Genomic DNA, 21275 nt, shown 5'->3' on the forward strand with positions numbered 1-21275 from the left:
CTTTGCAAGTACACACTAAGTTTGAAATTCCTGCGGAATTTCCAAAGTAGGCGAGAACAAGCGATTACTTATAGCCATTGTTGGGCATAGTTATTTATTTTTAATTTTCAATTTCTAAAGCCTCGTCGATTAATTTTAAGCCAAACATTATCTCTTTCATTAAATCCTTTAGAGTTAGCTCTGTATTTCTTTTACTAGTATTAAATTTTAAGTTTATCGGTGGCCATTTCATTACTTCTTTCAACATATTGGCTGTTGAATTCATTGCACTTTCCATTGAGTCTCGATATGCTAAAGTATTTTCTTCAACATCATTGTCTTCAGTTTGACCATATGACCTTAAAGTCATCAGTATATCAGAAGTTGCCTTTCCTACTTCTCTTAAATTTTCAGAAAAATCTGGTAACTCAGAATTTATTTCATCGTTAAATTCATCTAGCTCTTTAGAAAGTCGATTTACAACTTTTTTTGCTTTAGATAGTTTTAATCTAGTATCCTTGATGTTATTTGCTTGATTAATTTTTTCAGTTCCCTTGTTTAAATTATCTGTTAATTTATTCAGATAACCTGTCATTATATTTAAATTACTAGTGATTTTTTCAAAACACTCATATCCATTTTCATTCATTTCAAAGATGTCTAAATCCTCAAAATTACCTTTGGTAGAGTTCTCAATTTCATCAATTAAAGAAACAATGTTTTGATATTTATCATCTTTTTCAACTTTTATTATATCTGTTGAGCTTTGAATTGGTTTTTGCTCTTCAATAAATTTGTCTCTTATTAGACTTGATAGATTTAATCGAAACAAAGTCTCAAAATTTTCTGTGCTTTCAAATTCTTTGTATAAGAGTTTATTCGTAAGCTCTTTTTTAAATAACATAACATCATTTAAATCAGAAGTATTAATAGAATTTAAATTAGTTGGCGTTGCGGTTTTGAAATAAATTAATTGTTGTTTATCTGGGTTATTTATGGCTCTATTAATTTCTTCTACTGTTCCTGATTTGTCTCTTTTCGTAGGTGTACCCAATTTCATCCATAAGATTCCAACTAATATGTCGTATTCAATTTGATTATTAATTATCTCCTGACCATCTTCTCCAATTTCCGTATAAGTATCTTCATTCCAATGAACAATTTGAATTACAAAATTCCCGATTTTACCGTAGGTTTTATTGATTTCTTTTACGATTACTTCAATGGAATTAATTTCATCGACAATATCTCCAGGACAAGATATGAATAGGTTTATTTGTTTTATTTCTTTCACTTGAATTTTGGTCTTAATTATGCCCAACGGTTACGTATAAGAATAGTGCGGTTTTGTGTCCGAGGATTTTCCGCAGGAAAATCGGAGTGACCAAATACGCACTAACGATTTGATTTAGGATTAAACTTAAGCATTATTTTTATACAATGTTGGCAACTGTAATTTTTTGTTAATTATTAATTCCGTTTCTTCTTCCAATTCTTTTAATTGAAAGTTCAAACGAGTTTGTTTATCAGTTTCCGTAATAGATTTCAAGTCCGATATAGTATTTATTATTGAATATTTGTCTTTCTTTAATTCTGGATTGTATACAATTCTAAAAGGCTTTTCTAAAGTGTTATAAAAAGGCGAGTCCAAGTCCGCCGTTTCATATGGAAAAAAGTAAATAGAATCTGGTGTAATTCCGATATGACACTTGTCAAATTTAAATTCAATTCTTTCCACGTCCTGATTTAATACAAGCTTTAAAATACTTGGTTTTTCACCATTCCATTCGCAATTTAATTCGGGGTAGAAATTCAATAATTTCTTTTCGATGGAATTATAGAGTTCGTTCCAAGATTTTTTTATTTGATAGTTGTATAAGGAAGAAGGAAACAAACTAAAAAGAGAACCAATTTTATTTCCTATCCCAATGGATGATTTCTTATTCCGAAATTCAGATTTTAGAAATTCAATCAGGGTAATATTTTGAAAGTATTGATTGTTCATTATTGTTGCCAACGGTCTCGGCTATGAGTAGTTGCGTGGTTAAGTCACTAATTTAGCAAAAGTTGTCGAACCAGAGGAAAATCCGCAGGATTTTCCGAGTAAGAACTAACCAAGCAATTACTTATAGCCATTGTTGTGCAACGTTTTTTTTTATTCAGTTTGTTTAAATTCAAGTGTTGTGCTGAATTCAAAAGTTTCATTTTTAGCAAGCATTTCATGTTCAAAATCAACCATGATATTTCCTTTCACTTCATATTCGTTTTCTTTCACTTTTTTAAAGGTCAAGCTGTCTATATCAAAAGGGTTGTGCACGCTTCCAACATAGACTGATGCGTCAATATTTGATTCTTTATCGCTCGAAATTAAAACTCCGTCAAGTTCATTCGGATTCTGTAAATCCAATTTCAAAAAGTCAAATACTAAAGTAGTTTTTAAAGGTTGAGTTTCATATTCAAATCCAGAATCAAAGGGTTTGAGGGGGATTTCAATTCTATGTATTAAGGTTTTATCTATTCCAATGTTTTTATTCTCAAACCAATATTTTTCTATAATTCCTTTTTCAGCAGAAGTTTTTGTCTGAAGATTAACTGTAATTTCTTTGTACGATGGAATTTCCTCATTAATTGTTTCAGATGTCTTTATTTTTTTCTTTAAAAAATCAAAAATGCCCATAGTTTACTCAAATGTCTTGTCCTGAAATATGGCTACAGGTTAATAATTGATTTACGCTGTTAATTTGTATACCATATTTGGTGTTTTATAGTCTAAAGATAAATGTAATCTTATTTCATTGTACAGATTTATAGCATTTTTTGTGGCTCTCTTTGCGTGTTGTAGGCTATCAAAGGTGTGGTCGAGATAAAACTCGTCTTTTAAGATGCCATTTACACGTTCTGCCATTGCATTTTCGTAGCAGTGATTTTCTTCTGTCATACTAATACCGATGTTGTTTCTCTTTAAAATTTGTGTGTAAACATTGCTGCAATATTGTATTCCTCTATCGGAATGATGAACAAGTTGTTTAATATTTTTAGCTTGATACAAGGCCTTGTTCAAAGCTCTCACACAACCTTTAAGCTCTAGGCTATTGCTGATATCATAACCTACTATTTTACGGCTGTGCATATCTGTAATTAGCGCTAGATAACAAAATCCCTTTATGGTTCTGATGTAAGTGATATCACTTACCCAGATTTGGTTTGGTCTAGTTATTTCGACATCTTTAATGATGTTCTTATACTTGTAGAACCTGTGCAAAGAGTTCGTTGTTCTTGAGCTGTATTTCTTTCTAAGTGTAAGCATGTTGTGTTTTCTAAGAATGTTGAACAAGGTGTCCCTGCCTATTTTCAAATTGGCATTTGTAAACTCTTCATCTAGTGATTTGGTAAGTTTCCTGACACCTTCTCTAGGAAGGGATCTGCGTCTGTTCTTTACTATAGCCACAACCTTTTTCTCTATCTCTAAACGCCTGTCTTCTCTACGTTTGTATTTGTAGTATGCATCACGTTTAAGTCCAAAACAAGCAGCTATAGTAGTTAGAGAGACAAATCCCTTTGACTTTTCTCTAGCTTTGATTAAGGCTTGATACTTAGCTTTTTTTTTAGTTCTAGAACTGATTTATATCCAAGTTGTTCTGCAGCTACTTCGAGATAAGAGTCATCTATAAGAGCGTCCATATCCTTTTTCAAAAGAAGTTTTTTAAGCTGTTCAATCTCTTTTTGAAGCTGCTTGATGCGAGTTATTTCGTCTTTGGTCTTCACGGTTACTCTGGTGTTCATTAGGTCTTTACGATTATACTTCTTTATCCATTCGTTAATGGTGGTTGGTGCAATACCGTAAGCTTTACCTAGTTGATACTTGTTTAGTTTTCCGGTTGTAAGTTCGTCTAAAATTTTCAGTTTAAAAGGTTCTGAATACCGTCTGATCACTTTGTCATTTTTGTACATAATGTTTGAAATTATGTAGCCTTTATTCAGGACGGGTCAAAATGTTGCACAACGGTCTTGTGTATGGTTAGTTGCGTGTTACAGCAACTAATTTAGTAAACAAAAACGAACGCAAGAAAATTCCGAAGGAATTTTCCAAATAAGCACTTGCCAAAGCAATTAATTATACACGTTGTTGCCATTTCGTTGTTTTATTATTTATTGAATTCTCATTAAACAAACCTTTAATCTTTTGGTCAATTCAATGTCTTTTAAACATTCCAAAGGTGTTAAGTCATCCAAAGCGGGTACTTTAGAATTCAACCATTTCACACTAAATTCCGTGTTATGGTAGTAAATAACTTTGGCTAAATCAATTTGATTGTTGACAAGAACTAATAATTCTTTTTGAAAATCAGAATCAGTCCAATCCTCTCCAAAAATACTTGAGTAGTTATTCCAGCTATCATCTCCTTTATAATATTGCTCTAATTTTTTCACGCTATATTTTTCAATTCCACAATTTGCTATATTCCACAGTCAGTTTTGTTTTTTAATTCAGATTTCAATTTCACAAACTTGCTGAAATTCCGTTTGAGTTATAATCCCGAAAGTTGCTTTTCAAATTTATCTCCTATTATTTACATAAAGAGTTAGTCCGTAATAAAAAAGTCCCATAAAGATAATAGTAAAAATTACTGGTACAGATTCACGATTTGTATTAGCAATTATTAGTTCCTTTGCCATACTACCAGCGAAAAAACTTAATACAATTCTAACGAAGGTTATTTTTAAATATCTCATTAATAATTTTTTAGGTTTTGAGTGCGTTCCGCAATGAATGGCAACGGTCTAGTGTATGATTTCGTTGCGTGTTTAGGCATTAAAGTTAGCAAATAAAACACTGATAGAAAGTCCGCGAGGACTTTCGTAAGTAGGCTAAAACTAGCAATGAATTATACACATTGTTCTACGCAGTTTTTTATCTTATTATTATTCCGTGATAGCCTTGTTTCAATTCGTATGGTTTTCCAGTTAGAGCATTAATTTCAAGTATTTCCGTCATTCCGCGTTCCTTTCCGTAAATATCTTTTTCGCTCGTTACTTTATTGATTATCGTATAGATGTATTCGTTTCTTTTATTGTCGAAAGACAATTTTGGTTTTGTTCGGTCAAATTTAGTTTTCGTTAAATTTTGATTTCCAATTTCAGTAGCCTCTTCTATTGTTATAAAGTCGCAAGCTCTCTTTTCCCAAACAAATTTTGGAATGAAATTCAGTTCAATTGGTTCGTAAAGTTCAAGCTGTTTATTGATTTTAACCCAAACACCAGAACGAATTCCGTCAACCTCTGGATAATTAAAAGGCCAAAACACTAATATTGAAGTCCAATTTTTTCTAATTCGGCGGTTTTTTTTGAGCAGTTTTGAGTTTTCAAATCCAAATCTATTCGCAGGTAGTTTGTAATAAGATATATTTTCAGTCGGTTCGAAATATTGGAATATATCCTCTCCAACAGCTTCTCTCAAATACTTTTCGGACAAGTCTTTTATTTCTTCCGTTTTTAATCGTTGGCCGTTAAGTCCAAGCGAAAGAAAAAGTAAAAGGATGAAAATCGAATAGTTTCTGTTCATTTGTTTTTGTCCAAAATTCAGCAATTCCAGATTTGATTAAAAGTCAAAATGAGTAAACTCCCGTTTTCGTTTAGACAAATGCTCGTTTCAAATTGCGTAGAACGTGTTTGTATATGGTTTGTTGCGTGGTTTAGCACGTAATTTAGTAAATAAAAACCGAATAGAAAATCCGCGAGGATTTTCGTAAGTAGGCAAGAACCAAGCAATAAATTATATACGGTGTTGCCCACAGTTATTTTTCCGTACTATTTTTTATAAAATCAATAAATTCAATTCCAAATTCAGTTATTCCCATATGACTAAATGGAAGATTTCCAATTCGTTTCATCCTATCATCAATTAATAGACCTTTTGAAAATAATCTTTGCTTATAAAACATAAAAACATTTTCAGTCAGTTCGTAATATTCAGCCGTTTTAAATTTTGCTAAAGAGTCAATATATTCTTTGCATTTATTATAAGTTATTGTTAATCGTTCATAAGGCTCTTGAAATTTGGATTGACCAATTACTATTCTTTCCTCTTTAAGTTGCTTTTCTAAAGAACCTAAATTACTTTTATGTCTATTCAGCTCGGTAATCTTATCTTCATACTCAAGTGTAAAATGCCTATGATTATACAGAATAGTAATTTCCTCTTCCGTTAAAGTACTAATAAGTTCAAGGTAATGGTCATTTAGTTCTGAATGCTCTGTCGGACTTATTAATTGTTTAATTAGAATATCTTTGAATCTTTGTAATTTTAGTTCGGATTTAGTTCTGACAACTCTCCGCAAAACTGATTCAAACAAGTCATTAAAATCCTCTGTTTTTATATTTTCTAATTTTATACCAGATTCTTCAGTAAAATTATCGGAAAGTATTTCGACAAACTTATTTAGTCTTTTCTGTTTTAACTGCCCATTATATTCGAAAAATAATTCATTTAATGCTGTTCCTCCAAATGGTATAGCTCCAAAAAGTGCTTTAACTGTACTTACTAATATTTCTTTTTTATCGATGTTCGTCATAATTGTGGGCAACGGTTATGTATAAGAATAGTGCGGTTTTGTATGCGAGGACTTTCCGCAGGAAAATCAGACGTAACAAAAATGTACTAACCTTTGATTAAGCACTAAATACCGCATTATTTTTATACGGTGTTAGCGGTATACTATTTTCTATTTAGTTGTTTTTCAATTGCATTGGTAATCAATTTTTCAATATTTAGATTATAGCCCTTCCAAATATTAGTTATTTCCCCTGTTTCATTTATTAGAAAAAAATGTGGTATGCCTGAAACTCCATAATTCCTTCTAATCTCTTTTTGTTTTCTGTCAGATATGAGAGTATAATTTATTGAATATCTTTCTTTGTATTTCTTTAGTTTTACTTTTTTTGTGTCTGAATAAAAACTATATATCTGAAATTTTTCAGCTTCAAACCTGTTTTTTATATTTATTAGTATAGGAACAGCAACTCGACAAAATCCACAATGCACTCCAGAAAACACAAGTAAATTAACTTTACCTTTTAAGTTTGATAGCGAGATATTTTGATTGTCAAGGGTAGGCGCGTTCCAATCAGGTGCTTGCATTCCTACTTTAAGAATAGGTTCTTTTTTTAAATATTTTGAAGGAGTATATTGAATAGTTTTAAAATTTTCTGGCACTCCATAATCAGAAAATAATTCATCTTCAATTAAAGGGGTATTCAGTTTATAATCCGAAAGGGTATTTTGATGAATTTGTTTGCCATAAGGAGTTTTGGCAACTGAAAAAAAATGCACTGGAAGATGTGGTTTTTTATTAGGTGTAATTGTGTGTTTCATAAAATATTCATCTTTCTCAGGGTTTCCAGGGTTTAATAATATTCTGTGGCATTTTTCTCCTTGTACTATAGTGTCTTCTTTCTCTTTCATAAGATTGTAGATATCCACAACAGAATAACTGTAGAGCATCTTAGAATCAATATACCTCTTTTCTTTTGGGAATTTTATAAGGACGGTAATTGTAAAAGTGCTATCGTTATAATTTATCCTTGAAAGTGCTGAACTATTATAATTATCTGCAATCCCATTTTCTGCTTTTAGTGAGTAATTTGCTCCAATTGCAGTATCCGATTTGACTAATTTAAATTTACAATGACCTTTTAACGGTTTAAAATCGGTAATATCTCCAATGTTTCCCCACTTTTGGTCAGAAAAATGATTTATAGTTTTATACTCTTCAATTTTATCAACGGTTGAATTAATCAGTTCATTTACATTTATTTCTTTAAAAGAAACAAGAAAGAAGATGCAACTTATAAATGTTAATGTTTTTGTCATAATGAATCGTTTTATAGTTACCGCTAACGGTAACGTATAAGAATAGTAGCGGATTTTTATGCACTTACTTTTCTGTTTGTTACTGTTTTCGATTTATAAATTTCATTTCGTTTAAGCGATTAAACCGCTATTATTTTTATACAATGTTGTGTTTTCGTGCTTTTTTCATTCCATTTGTCTATAAGCGTTGGCAAAGACATACTCTTTTGCAATTTCGGGCTTGTGTGTTGGCTTGAGCGAATTGCAAATGTGTATGGCTTTTAGCGTGGGCTTTTTAAACAAAATTTAATGGTTCAAAGTCAACATCATCATTTGTATCGACATCAATCATTTTAAATACTCCATCTTCTAACCAAACAACATTAATGTTTTCAGCAGAACAAAATTCTATTAAACTAACTTCTGGTTTTTGAGAATAAACTAAAAATTCTTTTATGTCCTCATATTCCATTTGTCTGTTGACAATTGAAAACTTATAATATTTAAGCTGTCCAACTCCTTTAATAGTCTGTTTTTCTTGGTCTGACATTGAATTCAAGATAGTTTTAATTTCAAAAACCAAAGCCGTTTCTTCCATTGTCGATAAACAATCAAATTTTCCTTCGTAAAGGTCAAATCCTTTTTGCTCACAAAACAGACCAAGCTGTCTAACAATATTTTGGTGTTCAGCTAATCTTTCCTGTCTTATTCTTATAGATTCGGTATAGTCAATCGTAACTGATGAACTTGTATTAAAAACTGGGTCAACAGCAATTGTGTCAGATGTTACATTTCTATATTGGGAATATGGAACTCCGTCTCGATTTGTTGCTCCAGTAGGTATTTCGGTTGTTATTTCATCCTCTGTTACGACAATATTACCAACTGGAAACGCAAAGTTGCCTCTGCGTTCAATATCGCCTAATTGTTCAGCTATACCAGGCAGTATTTTAACGGCATTTTTCGCCATTGATTCGGAAGTACCTGTTGCTTCAAGAATTTCATTCAACGATAGTTCGGACAAGTCTACAATTCTCTCGTACTCCTCTAATGAGTCATTTTCGGACTCAAGGGCAAGCATCAGTTTTTTTGTTTCAATTCCAGGTTTTTCTCTTACAAGTTTCAACAGGATTCTGTATGGATGACTTATTTCTCCATCAGTACCTTCCAAACCTAACTGTAAAAAGGAATTTTTCCATAATTCCTTTTTAACTTCCTCATTTGGTGAAGCAAGTAATTGTATAGCTTGTGAACTTAAGATTCCAGATTTATCGTCAAAAACGGTTAAAAAACCAAGAAGTTCAAATAATCGTCTGATATCTCTTGCAACCGTTAAATAACCTCTATTCGATTTTGGCTTTTGTTCCTCCAATGCAAGAAACTCGTCAATCGAAAGAGTTTTATCGCGATAAGTATAAATTTGATTTCTTGTCAAAAGCTCTCCGAAATTTTCATCTTTCAGAGCTATTTCTTCATCAATAAGCTGTTTAACAGCCAACAAAGCATTAAATATTTTGTTTAAGTCATTAAATTGATGAGGAAAGTTTTTCATTGAATTAGCAAAAGTTAAATTTCTGCTAATATACCATTAGTATTAATTTCTATCGCCATCTGATTGTTGACATTCAATTCTTTCAATCTGTTATTTGCGATTTTAATGTAATCTCTGTTTTTCTCAAAGGCAATAAAATTTCTGTTGTTTTTTATTGCACTAACGCATTCGCTTCCTGAACCACCAAAAGGAACAAGAACTAAATCATTTTCGTTTGAGAAGTGTTTGATTATTCTATCACAAATTGCTAACGGTTTTTGGGTTGGATGGTCGACCTTCTCGTTTGCAAATCTTTTGCCTGCTAAAACAGGAATATTCCAAACATCTCCAGCGTGTTTACCATCAGGGTGAGGTGTCCAAACTTTACCGTTTTTGGTTATTTTGTTTTTTAATCTTTCTTTACTTTTATATGGTTCTCTTATTTGATGATATGTATAATTATCAGTTTTCGAAAACCAAAGTATCGGTTCATAATTTGCCGAAGGGGAATTTTTATAACCTGAAAAACTGTTTTCATAATGCCAAATTATTTGCCTTCTGTATTTTAAGTCTTTTTGGTATAGATAAACGTGAAGATGACATAAATAATGGTGGATTCCATAAATGAAAATTGAACCAGTTGGTTTTAATTTTGTAATTGCAACATCAAGCCATTTTTTTGACCATTTTATCCATTCTTCGACATCATTCCAATTGTCAGATGAATTCCCAAAATTCTTGTTTAAATTGTAGGGTGGGTCAGCTATGATTAAATCAATTGAATCGTTGTCTAATTTCTGCATTTGCTTTATACAGTCTCCATAATGTATTTTGTTGGTCTCAATCATCTTTCTTGATATTTTGGAATATTAAAACATTTTGATGGTGCATATTTGGAACGAATGAAAAAGGGTAACCGTAAGGATAAATGCTTTTGTGCCTTTGATATAATATTTTAATCCCTTTTAGCACAAAATTTCCTTTTTTCTCCAACGCATTGGCTAAATCAGCGTGAAAGGTGTAGTATTTTTCTTTTTTTCTAAAATCGCTTACAATTACACACATATATTTTCCAGCCTTTAACGGTCTTGAACAGTCGTTGAAAAACTTTGCGAGTGTAGAAAGGAATTTATCATAATCCTCAATATTTGCTAAATCCTCATTGTTTTCGCTGTACTTATGGTCTAAATCATTGTCAATTCTCTCTTTTCCTTTATGGTCAACAGTTTCTAAAATGTTCCAATATGGTGGACTCGTTGCAATAAAATCAATCTCGTTTTTTTTGAATTTTTTAATTTCCTTTTGACTGTTTCCGTTTATTAAGTTTTGCTTGGTTTTAAATGGAAAATCGTCAGGAACTTCTAATTCAATCCGTTGTAATCCTAAATCGTGGTATTTAGGATTTAATTCAATTCCGTAACCAATTCTATTGTTGAAAGCACAAGCCTTTACTGTTGAGGCTACACCAGAAAATGGGTCCAGAACTTTATCATTTTCTTTAGAAAAGAATTGAATAAGTCTGCCAACATCTTGAAAAGAAAAAGGTGCAGGATGTTGTTTTTCTATTTGTGCATCTTTATTTCCAGCTCCTAATCCTTTTTGACTGAAAACCGTTATAGTTTCAGGTAACCATTCTTTTGCTGTCAAATCATTTAAGCCATTATTTAGTGCAAAAGCTGATTTCTCGTTTGGAAATAGAATTGCATTGGCTTTTTCAACATCTCCTTTTGAATGAAATAGAGCAACTTTGTCCCAATCCTCAATAAATCTGTTGGGTATTCTCAACGCAACTCGATTTTCAAAAATCTCGTTCAGTTTAGTTTTTGCAAGTTTATTCTGATTAGCCTCCTCAACAGGAACAACTTCTTTTCTTTCTTTTTTATATAGTTGGTATTTCATCAATTACTTCTTCTCGTATTTCATTTGTTCTTCTGCAACTTTGAGGGCATTCATTCCTTCTTTTTCGTCCTTAACTATATCATAAACCTTTGAACCAATCCACAAAGCTTCTAACTCCGAGAATGAACAATTGAAGGTCTCACTTAAAGTTTTCAGGTGTTCACGTTTTAAAGGTTTTTGGTCGCTTTCGACTTTACTTAAAAAACCATCTCCGATTTCAAGTATTGAAGCAAGTTGCCTTTGAAACATTCCATTTGATTCTCGCAATTCCTTGATTTTCTGTCCAAGTGTCATTTTACCAAATTTAGACTTGTCTATTATTGGTCAAATGTAAATAATTTATTTTGAAATTCAATTCGTGTGGTGGGAAATTTTAGCTCTTTTGGTTTTTAGAGCGATGGAATTGAGTGTTGGCAAAAACCGAAAGTGCTAAAATATGCGGTGGGTTAGCATGAAACACAACGGGCTAGTATATGAAAAGTAGGGCAGTTGTATGCGATACTTTTCGGATTAAGCTAAAGCCGAATTTTTAAATTTTGTTAATTATCTTTTCTCTTTTTAATTATACAAATTTAAAAATTTGGCGACTTGGCAAATACGCACAGACCTTTCGATTAAGCACTTTTTGCCCTATTTTTTATATACATTGTTACCTGCTGGCTTTATTCCGTAAACTTGCTAGCGTTGGCAAAGTCATACTCTTTTACAGTTTTGGTGAAGTTTGGATGATGCGACTGTAAATGTGTATGGCTTTAAGCGCTGGCTTCCATTATTCAATTTCCGCACCTAATGATTCTTCCATATAACTTAGAAAGAATTGTTGATTTTCAGATTTCAAAGGTAAAATACCTTTAGAATTTACGATTACTTTATAACCTCGAATTTTTAATTCATAAACCGCAAACAATACGCAAATGTCAGTGCATACTCCAGTTATTTCTAATTCTGTCGGTTTTAGTCCTTCTAGTTTTTCAATTAGTTTAGTATTATACGTTATACTTAAAGTGTTTTTAGTCAAAGTATTTTTCTTATTGGTGTAATTAACAAGTGTATCAATGATTTCGGCTTCATTAGTATCTTGTATGCAATGTGGTGGATATGGATTGTTAATTTCAGGGTCGTTTAATGAATGAGAATCGCAAATGAAAAAATATTTATCCCCATTTTTTTGATATGAATTTATCCTTGATTCAATTTCTTTCTCAATTTCATATGTAGGTTCATTTAAGCTAAGTGGATTTCCTTTTCTACAAAACCCATTAAGCATATCTATTATGATTAGAACTTTCACAGTTTAACAGCTTTTACCTTAATATTCTTTCCACCTATTAGCTCAAGTTTTCTTTGCTTTGATTTATTCCAAGCCTTGTCAAATTTCATCCAAGTTTTCGAATTCATTAGCTCTAATGTATTTAGTAGCCTATCTAATGTTTGTTCAGCAAAATACTCAACAACATCTTGCTCAATTGAAAATTCTTCATTGTGTAAGCAAGGTCGAATAGTAGTAATATTTAAATCACTAAGTATTTTCTTTTCTTCATCTTTCCAATCACGATATTTAAATGTAGATATTGTATAAATTGCTTTTGATTTGACATCTTCATAATTAGTTCTTAGCTCTTTTAGTATATCATAAAAGGAACTGCCATATCCAAAAATAAATAGAGAGTCTGTGTTTTTAACAGTATCATTATAAAACTTTGGATGACTATATTGTATGTCTGAACTATTAGCGAATGTAAAAGAATTTTCCTCTTCGTTTATTTCATATTCATCTGTGTTCTTCTTGTTCCAATTGTCAATAAACATATCTCTGCACTCTTCTGTAAATTTAGAGGCAAAGCAGTAAATAAATGGTTTTTGAAATTTATTATTAAGAGCATCATTTAATAATTCGGCTATTTCATACTTTGAAGTTGGATAGAAGTTATAAATCGTATTAGTCTCTTCTTTTATTAGTGATGAGCCACTTATCGTATTAATTAAAATTGCATTATGGTTAATTTTTTTGAAGTCTTCGCTAAACTTTAATGAAAACTTGCTTAATGTACTAATAAAGTACTTTGTGCCAAATTTCAACTCTTCTTTAACTTTCTCTATTGCTGAGTTGTATACTTTATTATCAATTAATACTATTTCATAAGTTTCAGAAAGTTCATCGTGTTTTCTTGATGCAAAATCTCTTATCCCTTCGCCAAAACCTTCAATCATTAATTTTAAATCCTCATTTTCATAACCATCAGGACAAGATAATGGAAGAAGTATTGCAATACGAGATTTTGAATTATGTTGAGGGGCCACATAATAAGATACGTGCTTTCCAGTAAAGATAAATAAAACAAATAATAGAAATAAAATCCAAAATAATAATAAGACTATAAAATTTTTAGCTAAAAATCCTTCTGGATTATTAGTTATAAAAAATATACTAGTTATTGTAACTGTAAGAAATAATCCTGCTATTGAAAAGAATATACTTTTGTTCTCTTTCCACCATTTAATTTTTTCTTCTCTATCTCCCATATTTTTTAGATATTAATTTGTCGAGAAGAAGATTGAGTAAATAACCAATCAACCCGACTATAATAATTATTGAATAGACCCTATCATAATTCAATTGTTCCATTTCGTCATATACTAATCTACCTAGACCAATTTCGTTTCCCATTTGCATATATTCCAAGACTGTTACAATTACGATTGAATATGATAAAGCGACTTTAAATCCACTCATAAAATGTGGAAGTATTTCATAAATTTTTACTTTTATGAATGATTGCCATTTACTTTTCTTTCCAGAGAGCAATTGGTATTGATGAAGCCTATTTTGCTTATCTGTTTTTTCAAGTTCTTTGATTCCAGATGCAACATTTACTATAATTATTAATACACTCGGGATAACTGCTAATATCCAGATAATATTAGGTGAGGAAATCCCAAGAATTACAGCAAATGCAGGTATAAAAAAAGTAATTGGTACAGACCTTAAAAAGTCTATGGTTGGCTCTACTGCAGACCATATTTTTTTGTTAAGATTAAGAATAAAGCTTAGGGACACTCCAATTACTATGGATGTGATAATACTAATTAATACATATTTAGCAGTAGATAGTAGTGCATTGAGAACTACTGTATCAACTAATGAAGATGTGAAATCTTGATAAATTTCAATAACAGTTGGGAATTTTATTGTATTCGGGCTAAAAAACCTTAAAACTGCAAAAAACAATGCTAGTAAAATAGGAAGAAATACTATCCCTAATAAAACTGACTTGACGTTATTTTTCTTAGACTGCTTCATTAATTTTGTTGTAAGCTTTTAGCGTTTCAATTTTCAATTTATTAAAATCACTTGATGATAGTGTTGTTGCTATATCTCGTCTATTCATCCCTTTTGTATTAATTACTGTGTTATCAATCTCTTTGTTGGGATTTAGAAAATAAACCTTATCTGCCAGTAATAATGCTTCATCAAAATCGTGAGTAATAATTATGGCTCTAGCGTTTAGTTTCTCAATTTCAGCCCTTAGAAAAGTCCACAATTCCCATTTTAGAGAAAAATCTATACCAGAAAATGCTTCATCAAGAAGTATTAATTTTGGTGAGTAACTCAAACCACAGGCAAAAGAAAGGCGTTTTTTTTCGCCACCAGATAATTCATTTGGGTATTGTTTTTTCTTATCTGAAAGGTTTAAAATTTTTAATAGTTCTAGATTTCTTTTTTTATTTACTTCTGTATATTGCTTTCTTTCAGTTAAAGCAAAATCAACATTTTCTTTAACGTTTTTCCAAGGAAATAACATTTCAATTGCAGACTGACGTATATAAGAAATATCTTTTAATGTTATTTCATTTAATTCTATATCTCCTGTTAATGGATTACTGAAATCCGATATAATATTCAATAATGTCGATTTACCAGAGCCACTTTTCCCCAAGATTGCTATTGTTTCTCTTTCTTTAATTTCAAGATTGACATTTTCAAGGACTTTAGAATTTCCATTGTCATATTTGAAGGATATGTTTTTTATTGAAATATCCATTTTATTACTGTTTTATACATATTGAAGAAGCTTTAGGAACAATAGATATTTCATTCAATTCTTTTAGTAGTGATAAATACTTGTCCAAATTCAATAAGTCAATCTCTGTAGATTTGGAAAGAGGTAAGGTATTCATATTTTGAGCAATTGTAGAGTCAATGTTTGTAGCTTTAGCCAATATATTTTTGGCTTTTACTGGATTATCTTCAATAAATTGAATTGCTTTGTCAATAGCTTTAAAAAATGCTTCTGCAGTTTTAGGATTTTTTTCTAGCCATTTTTGATTAACAGCACCAACACCTATTGGATTTGGTGTGAATTGTGTTCCATAAACAGAAGGGAATATTTTTTTAAATTTATGATTGACGATTCCTGTACTCAATACTGGTTCGTAAGCAAACAAAGCATCGATATCCTCAGTTATTAATGATTGAATATGTAGATTTGGTGTTAATTGTATAAACTCTGGTTGTTCTAGTTCAGGAAATTTTTCTTTAAATAATTGAAGAAATGAAACTTTGGCAGTTGTTCCAGGAAAACCACCAACTTTTTTACCTGCTAAATCTTGAAGGTTTTGAATTGATGAATTTTGTTTAACAACAATTGCATCAAAGCCATTCTCGGTAGTAATATTACTTGTAGAAAAAATTTTGATTGAGTTAGATGATTGTTCAAGTTGTTTTAAGGCTGGTGTTATTGCTAGTTCAATTCCCACATCAATATGTCCAGCCACTAGTTCTTGAGCAATAAGATTACTAGTTTTGATAGGATTTCCATTTACTTCAAGATTTTGTTCTGAGTAGTATCCATTTTCTAAAGCTACAAAGTGGGTTAGGCTTGATACCATATTAAGATAACCAACAGTTACTTTTTCTTTTGCTTTTCCATTTTCTTTTTTCTGATTGTTTTTACAGGCAGAAAAAAGAGTTAGTCCGATAAGAATTATTAATGTTATTCGTTTCATAATTTTACTTCTTTTTGGTTCAATTCAACTTGTGTTTGCAAGATAAGGTTCTTTTGGGTTTTTTTAGCGTTGGTTTATCGTGCGTTGGCAAAACCCAAATGTACCTTATGCGCGTTGGCTTTTCAGCTTGCAGGTAACGTTTATGTATATGGAAAGTTGCGGGTTTGCGTGCGAGGATTTTCCGAAGGAAAATCAGACGTAGCAAACGTGCAACGACCTTTGTTTTAGCACAACACCAGCAATTTTTTATATACGGTGTTGGCAATAGTTTTTTTATTCAAATTGTTTGTTTTTTTTTCCAAAAACTTGGCTGAAAATAACCATTGCGCCTAATCCAATTATCAAAATCAGAGAATTATTAAGTCCAACGTTCCCTAAATAGCAAAATAAAGAAATAGTTCCGAAAAGATAAAATATTGTCAAAATTCTGCTTATCAGATTTAGTTTTGGTTTTAAGTCCGTTATTTTTTTTATAATCCGATTTCCCATTTGAAAATATAAGTAGTGAATTCCAAAAATTCCACCAAGAATAACATAAAATAGATTTTTTTCAATCCCTTTTATGTCAATATTCAACAAGCGCAATGTAGAAAGCAAATTGAAAAAAAATATAATAGAAAGACAAAACAAAGTTGACCATTCAGGAATAGATTTGTTCGTTCTTGAAAGTGATAAATAAATATTCAGATAAATTAATTCGTAAAAGTTCATTAAGATTTCGGTTTTCTCAAATTATTGCCAACGGTCTCGGCTATGAGTAGTTGCGTGGGTTAGCACTTAACTTTGCAAGTACACACCAAACTGAAAATCCGCGAGGATTTTCAGAAGTAGGCGAGAACAAGCAATTACTTATAGCCATTGTTGGCAAATCGTTTTTTTAATTCTTCTTTCTCGATGGTTACGGTTTTTTCAATATAGTTTGTCCAAACATCTACCACCTTACCCTTTTTCGTTACTTCAATCATATTATCTGAAATTATTAAGTAATTATGCTTATTCAATTTTTTCAGGCGTTCGTTTATTACATTAGGGTTTCGCTTAATTATTCCATCAATATGGAAAATATATTCAATCTCCTTCGTTAATTCATTTACTGTACAATTTCCAGTTTCTCTTATTATTCTTTTCAGTTCCCAAATTAGATTACAATCCAATACATCAATATGTCCAAGTCCGTAGATTTCTACTTGTCCACTATTTTCTATAGACCGATTTAAAAAACTGAGTAAACTATTGAGTGAGTAAATAATTTGGTCAAGCTTACAACTGAAATGGTCTAAAATTCTTTCTTTTCCCAATATTTCTACCTTAAGAGCACTTCTTCCAAATCCGTTTTGGTCCGCATCAATATGATAGTTTTCGATTAGGTCAGTTAGTTCAGATTCAATTATATTTTTGGCTATAATTAAATTCTCTCCTTCAAGTGTTTCTTCTGAAAAGAAACCTATGTTTTTGTTATATCTATGATTAAACTTTTGAATAAAAGAGTTTAAGTAAACTGTTAATTCAGATTCGAATGAACAAGAACCTCCTCCTTTATCAATATTATTTTTATAGACTATATATTTCATCAAATGTTTGCCAACGGTTCAGGCTATGAACAGTTGCGTGGTTTAACACGGACTTTTGCAAGTACACGATAAGCTGAAAATTCCGCAGGAATTTTCAGGATATGCCTGTAATAGCAATTGTTTATAGCCATTGTTGCCTGTAGTACTTTTACGATTCTTAAATATCCATTGATAATTTCAGGCTTCCGCCTAATCCTTCTCGAATTATCCGCATCAAAGTCGACAGTCTGATATCACTCGCATTATTCTCAATTCGAGAAATATAGTTCTTAGTTGTTCCAACTTTTTCGGCAAGCTGTTGTTGCGTTAATTGTTGCTTTTTTCTTGCCTCTTGAATTAAAACTCCAATTCTGAATGTCTCAAATTCTTCTTGGAATTTATCACGGGATTCAGTCCCAATTTTCCCATACTGTTCGTCTAAATGGTCATCAAAGGATGTAATTCTTTTATCTGTTTTCATAATATTCCTTTTTTAATCGTTCCGCTTTTTTAATTTCTTTCTTTGGTGTTTTTTGCGTTTTCTTTTGAAATCCGCTCAATAGGATTATCAAATTCCCTTTGTCGAAAAAGCAGAAAATTCGAAATATTCCATTTCCTGCTGAAATTCGCACTTCCCAAAGTCCGTCAGTATTCGTAAGATTTTTTAGAAATTTCTCTGGAACAATTCGAGTATTTCTCAAAAGTAAAAGAGTCCAATCTATTTTCTTGCGAACAACGAGCGACTGTTTTAAATAGAAGTCCTTAAAGTGGTTTTCGTAAAATCCTATTTCTCTTTTAAACTCGCTCAATTAATTAGTCGTTAAATTCAAAACAAAGTTACCTAAAAAGGTAACAAATTCAAAATTTAAAACTGTTTTTAATTTGGAAAACGGATTTTCACGTATTACAGGCAACGGTCTCGGCTATGAGTAGTTGCGTGGGTTAGCACTTAACTTTGCAAGTACACACCAAGTTGGAAATTCCAACGGAATTTCCAAAGTAGGCGAGAACGAGCAATTACTTATAGCCAATGTGCCTGTTGCACAACGCCTTGTTAAATATACAGAAATTTCGTATATTAACATATGCAAGGCAACAAGATTTATCAAGAAAAACTGTTCAACACTTTCCAGTTGAGCAGTCGGATTCCCAAAGACAATTTTTACCGCAGATTATCGGGTATTTTAGATTTAGATTTTCTCCGCAAAGCGACTGAGATTTATTATGGTAGATGCGGACAAAAGAGTTTGGACCCCGTTGTATTTTTTAAGCTATGTTTGGTGGGCTATCTGGAGAACATTATCAGCGACCACAAGCTAGTTTCTCATTGTAGTATGCGATTAGATATCCTATACTTTTTAGGCTATGATATCGATGAAGAACTACCTTGGCACTCGACTATAAGTAGAACCCGCCAACTTTATCCAGCATCGGTTTTTGAGCATCTCTTTGCACATGTTTTTAAGCTTTGTGTTTCAGGCGGTATGGTCAGCGGTCATACGCAGGTTATAGATTCTGCCCCTGTAAAGGCCAATGCTTCCATGGACAGTCTGGAGCTGAAAGTACCGGAAGAAGATTTGGCCTCCCACTTACTGCAGGTGCGCCACATTAGTCATAGAGATAAAGAAGCTGTCATCAGGCGCTCCAAGACCAATAAGGCAGCCCAATCACAACAAACACTATCAGCCAGTTCATCAGAGCTACAGGCGCTACGCAGTAGAAACAAAAAATGGTCCACCGAACAGAACCATCGTCCAGGATCGGGCAATAAAGGGAGTCGTTACACGAGTAACAAAACGCATTACAGCCCTACCGACCCCGATGCGAGAATCAGTGTAAAACCAGGCAAAGCAAGAAAGCTAAATTACCAAAGCCAACTTACTGTAGATACGGCACACCATGTTATAAGCGATATTAAGGCGTACCATGCAGACGGTAAGGACAGTCAGCAATTATCGGACATTGTCATTAGGGTTCAAAGGCGTTTATGGCAATCTGGCTTGAAGATGGATACCTGTGTAGCCGATACGGGCTATAGTAGCGGCGAGAACTATGCGTTTTTGGAACGCCAAAATATTGAGAGTTACATTCCGCCACATGGCACATATAAAGGTGGTCCTGATGATTTTGTTTATAACGAACAAGAAGACTGTTATATCTGTCCACAAGGAAAAATAATTCCATTTACCAAGGTATTTTATGAGAAGAAGAATAGCACAAAAAAGAAGGAATATCGAGCGTCAAAGAAGGTTTGCATAGACTGCCCCCTGCGCAGTGCGTGCTTAGGAAAATCGGCACAAGAGAAGAAGTTCACCATTACCTATTACCGACCGGAATACGAGCGTAACATAGCCCGGGTGAACAGTAAAAAAGGGCGTTATATGAAAGGCAAGCGGCAAAGCACGGTAGAGCCTGTTTTTGGAACGCTCACTCAGTTTTTAGGCATGCGAAAAGTAAATACTTTAGGATTAGAACAGGCCAACAAATGCATGCACCTATCAGCAGTAGCATATAATTTAAAGAAATATTTAAAATATATTAAAACCAGCCCCAAAAGTATAGCAGGAGTTGTAGGTGTTTTAGTAAGTAGTATAAATCGCCAAATAAGACGCTATATTATTGGTTTTAAGCAACCCGTATTTTAGATAAAAATCAGAACGCGCAAAATCAAAACAGGCTTTAAATCAGTGGCTTATAAATTATTCGGAGTTTTGTTAGGGGGTTGTGCAACGGTTACCATTGTTGTGCTTAGTTTTTATTTAATTTTAAAACTGTTTAGAATTTTTTCACCTGTTTCTTGGTAATCGTCAAACTGACTTTGTTCACAAGTCAACGTGAGGATATATGCATTATTATCAATCACCCAATAGTACTGTTCAAATTTCAGATTAAATATTCCTTGTTTTCCTGTGTAAATAACTTTTTGATAATTCAGATTATCTGTTGTTATTCTTTTATTTTCTAAAATTTTCCCATCAGTTATCATGGTTTTTATTTGACCTTCCGAAATTTCAACATATTTATCGAGGTCTAAATTATGTCCTGTTAAATCTTGAATCATTAGATTGACATTTTCTTTAAATTGGTCTTTTTCAAAAGAAAGTGGGCTAAATAAAATAAAGCTTGTTCCCATTTGACCAGATTTGTTTAGTTCCCAACTGTTAGGGTATTCAATTGAATAATTGTTTCCTGTTATAGATTTCCAACCTTTAGCGGTTTCAGTCTTGTTTTCTGGCGTTTGACCACAAGCATTCAAGTTAATTGTTAAGGCAATTATTCCTATTAATTTTATGATTTTCATTTCGTTCGTTTAATTAAGCACAACGGTTTTGTGTATGATTTCGTTGCGTGTTTCAGAACTAAAGTTAGCAAATAAATTACAGATAGAAAGTCCGCGAGGACTTTCGTAAGTAGGCTATAACTAGCAATGAATTATACACATTGTGCCTGTTGCACAACG

The 21275-nt window shown here is 32.0% G+C and carries 24 protein-coding genes; 1 reads left to right on the forward strand and 23 read right to left on the reverse strand.

Annotated elements, in window-relative coordinates:
• Positions 1-100: 100 nt before the first annotated feature.
• From AC1B0Z_RS01440 to AC1B0Z_RS01545, 22 genes are all read right to left on the reverse strand, one after another.
• Complete coding sequence (locus AC1B0Z_RS01440; RefSeq protein WP_483793766.1) at positions 101-1273, reverse strand: hypothetical protein; 1173 nt, start codon at positions 1271-1273, stop codon at positions 101-103.
• 126 nt (positions 1274-1399) lie between these two features.
• Entirely contained in the window at positions 1400-1984 is a 585-nt protein-coding gene (locus tag AC1B0Z_RS01445; protein WP_186564013.1) for a hypothetical protein, read from the reverse strand.
• A 150-nt stretch (positions 1985-2134) separates the two neighbouring features.
• Complete coding sequence (locus AC1B0Z_RS01450) at positions 2135-2656, reverse strand: hypothetical protein (protein ID WP_483793768.1); 522 nt, start codon at positions 2654-2656, stop codon at positions 2135-2137.
• Positions 2657-2707: 51 nt separating this feature from the next.
• Positions 2708-3601, reverse strand: a complete 894-nt coding sequence (locus tag AC1B0Z_RS01455; RefSeq protein WP_483795225.1) for an IS3 family transposase — start codon at positions 3599-3601, stop codon at positions 2708-2710.
• On the reverse strand, positions 3559-3930 hold the full coding sequence (locus AC1B0Z_RS01460; RefSeq protein WP_483792995.1) for a transposase: 372 nt from the start codon (positions 3928-3930) through the stop codon (positions 3559-3561). The genes AC1B0Z_RS01455 and AC1B0Z_RS01460 overlap by 43 nt, the downstream gene beginning before the upstream one ends.
• A gap of 198 nt (positions 3931-4128) precedes the next feature.
• Positions 4129-4410 (reverse strand): hypothetical protein, encoded by a 282-nt coding sequence (locus AC1B0Z_RS01465; protein ID WP_483793770.1) that lies wholly within the window; start codon positions 4408-4410, stop codon positions 4129-4131.
• A 481-nt stretch (positions 4411-4891) separates the two neighbouring features.
• Positions 4892-5542, reverse strand: coding sequence for a hypothetical protein (locus tag AC1B0Z_RS01470; RefSeq protein ID WP_483793771.1), 651 nt, complete (start codon positions 5540-5542; stop codon positions 4892-4894).
• Positions 5543-5774: 232 nt separating this feature from the next.
• Complete coding sequence (locus tag AC1B0Z_RS01475; RefSeq protein ID WP_483793773.1) at positions 5775-6551, reverse strand: hypothetical protein; 777 nt, start codon at positions 6549-6551, stop codon at positions 5775-5777.
• A gap of 143 nt (positions 6552-6694) precedes the next feature.
• On the reverse strand, positions 6695-7849 hold the full coding sequence (locus AC1B0Z_RS01480) for a peroxiredoxin family protein (protein WP_483793775.1): 1155 nt from the start codon (positions 7847-7849) through the stop codon (positions 6695-6697).
• 274 nt (positions 7850-8123) lie between these two features.
• The gene (locus tag AC1B0Z_RS01485; RefSeq protein ID WP_483793777.1) at positions 8124-9380 is read right to left on the reverse strand and encodes a hypothetical protein; all 1257 of its coding nucleotides are present in this window, start codon (positions 9378-9380) and stop codon (positions 8124-8126) included.
• 14 nt (positions 9381-9394) lie between these two features.
• Entirely contained in the window at positions 9395-10207 is an 813-nt protein-coding gene (locus tag AC1B0Z_RS01490; RefSeq protein WP_483793778.1) for a DNA-methyltransferase, read from the reverse strand.
• Positions 10200-11258, reverse strand: a complete 1059-nt coding sequence (locus AC1B0Z_RS01495) for a DNA methyltransferase (protein ID WP_483793780.1) — start codon at positions 11256-11258, stop codon at positions 10200-10202. The genes AC1B0Z_RS01490 and AC1B0Z_RS01495 overlap by 8 nt, the downstream gene beginning before the upstream one ends.
• Before the next feature lie 3 nt (positions 11259-11261).
• The gene (locus AC1B0Z_RS01500) at positions 11262-11552 is read right to left on the reverse strand and encodes a helix-turn-helix domain-containing protein (RefSeq protein ID WP_483793782.1); all 291 of its coding nucleotides are present in this window, start codon (positions 11550-11552) and stop codon (positions 11262-11264) included.
• 475 nt (positions 11553-12027) lie between these two features.
• Positions 12028-12549 carry a cysteine hydrolase family protein gene (locus tag AC1B0Z_RS01505; RefSeq protein WP_483793783.1) on the reverse strand — a complete coding sequence of 174 codons (522 nt, stop codon included), beginning with the start codon at positions 12547-12549 and terminating at the stop codon, positions 12028-12030.
• Positions 12546-13781 carry a hypothetical protein gene (locus AC1B0Z_RS01510; protein ID WP_483793785.1) on the reverse strand — a complete coding sequence of 412 codons (1236 nt, stop codon included), beginning with the start codon at positions 13779-13781 and terminating at the stop codon, positions 12546-12548. The genes AC1B0Z_RS01505 and AC1B0Z_RS01510 overlap by 4 nt, the downstream gene beginning before the upstream one ends.
• Positions 13771-14559, reverse strand: a complete 789-nt coding sequence (locus AC1B0Z_RS01515; protein ID WP_483793786.1) for an ABC transporter permease — start codon at positions 14557-14559, stop codon at positions 13771-13773. The genes AC1B0Z_RS01510 and AC1B0Z_RS01515 overlap by 11 nt, the downstream gene beginning before the upstream one ends.
• Positions 14546-15301, reverse strand: a complete 756-nt coding sequence (locus AC1B0Z_RS01520; protein WP_483793788.1) for an ATP-binding cassette domain-containing protein — start codon at positions 15299-15301, stop codon at positions 14546-14548. Before AC1B0Z_RS01520 ends, AC1B0Z_RS01515 begins: the two co-directional genes overlap by 14 nt.
• A gap of 4 nt (positions 15302-15305) precedes the next feature.
• Entirely contained in the window at positions 15306-16265 is a 960-nt protein-coding gene (locus tag AC1B0Z_RS01525; RefSeq protein ID WP_483793790.1) for an ABC transporter substrate-binding protein, read from the reverse strand.
• 273 nt (positions 16266-16538) lie between these two features.
• Positions 16539-16976, reverse strand: a complete 438-nt coding sequence (locus tag AC1B0Z_RS01530; protein ID WP_298346699.1) for a hypothetical protein — start codon at positions 16974-16976, stop codon at positions 16539-16541.
• 134 nt (positions 16977-17110) lie between these two features.
• The gene (locus tag AC1B0Z_RS01535) at positions 17111-17836 is read right to left on the reverse strand and encodes a hypothetical protein (protein WP_483793791.1); all 726 of its coding nucleotides are present in this window, start codon (positions 17834-17836) and stop codon (positions 17111-17113) included.
• Between the two features lie 157 nt (positions 17837-17993).
• The gene (locus AC1B0Z_RS01540; RefSeq protein ID WP_483793793.1) at positions 17994-18296 is read right to left on the reverse strand and encodes a helix-turn-helix domain-containing protein; all 303 of its coding nucleotides are present in this window, start codon (positions 18294-18296) and stop codon (positions 17994-17996) included.
• A complete protein-coding gene (locus AC1B0Z_RS01545) occupies positions 18283-18624 on the reverse strand; it encodes a type II toxin-antitoxin system RelE/ParE family toxin (protein WP_279450110.1) in 342 nt (113 codons plus the stop codon). The genes AC1B0Z_RS01540 and AC1B0Z_RS01545 overlap by 14 nt, the downstream gene beginning before the upstream one ends.
• 276 nt (positions 18625-18900) lie before the next feature.
• Here AC1B0Z_RS01545 and AC1B0Z_RS01550 point away from each other — a divergent pair, with 276 nt between their 5' ends.
• Positions 18901-20460 carry an IS1182 family transposase gene (locus tag AC1B0Z_RS01550; protein WP_483792090.1) on the forward strand — a complete coding sequence of 520 codons (1560 nt, stop codon included), beginning with the start codon at positions 18901-18903 and terminating at the stop codon, positions 20458-20460.
• Between the two features lie 110 nt (positions 20461-20570).
• Here the strand turns inward: AC1B0Z_RS01550 and AC1B0Z_RS01555 are convergent, their stop codons facing one another.
• A complete protein-coding gene (locus AC1B0Z_RS01555) occupies positions 20571-21116 on the reverse strand; it encodes a hypothetical protein (protein WP_483793794.1) in 546 nt (181 codons plus the stop codon).
• Between the last annotated feature and the right edge of the window lie 159 nt (positions 21117-21275).

This window comes from Hyunsoonleella sp. J2K-J805, from assembly GCF_057167125.1.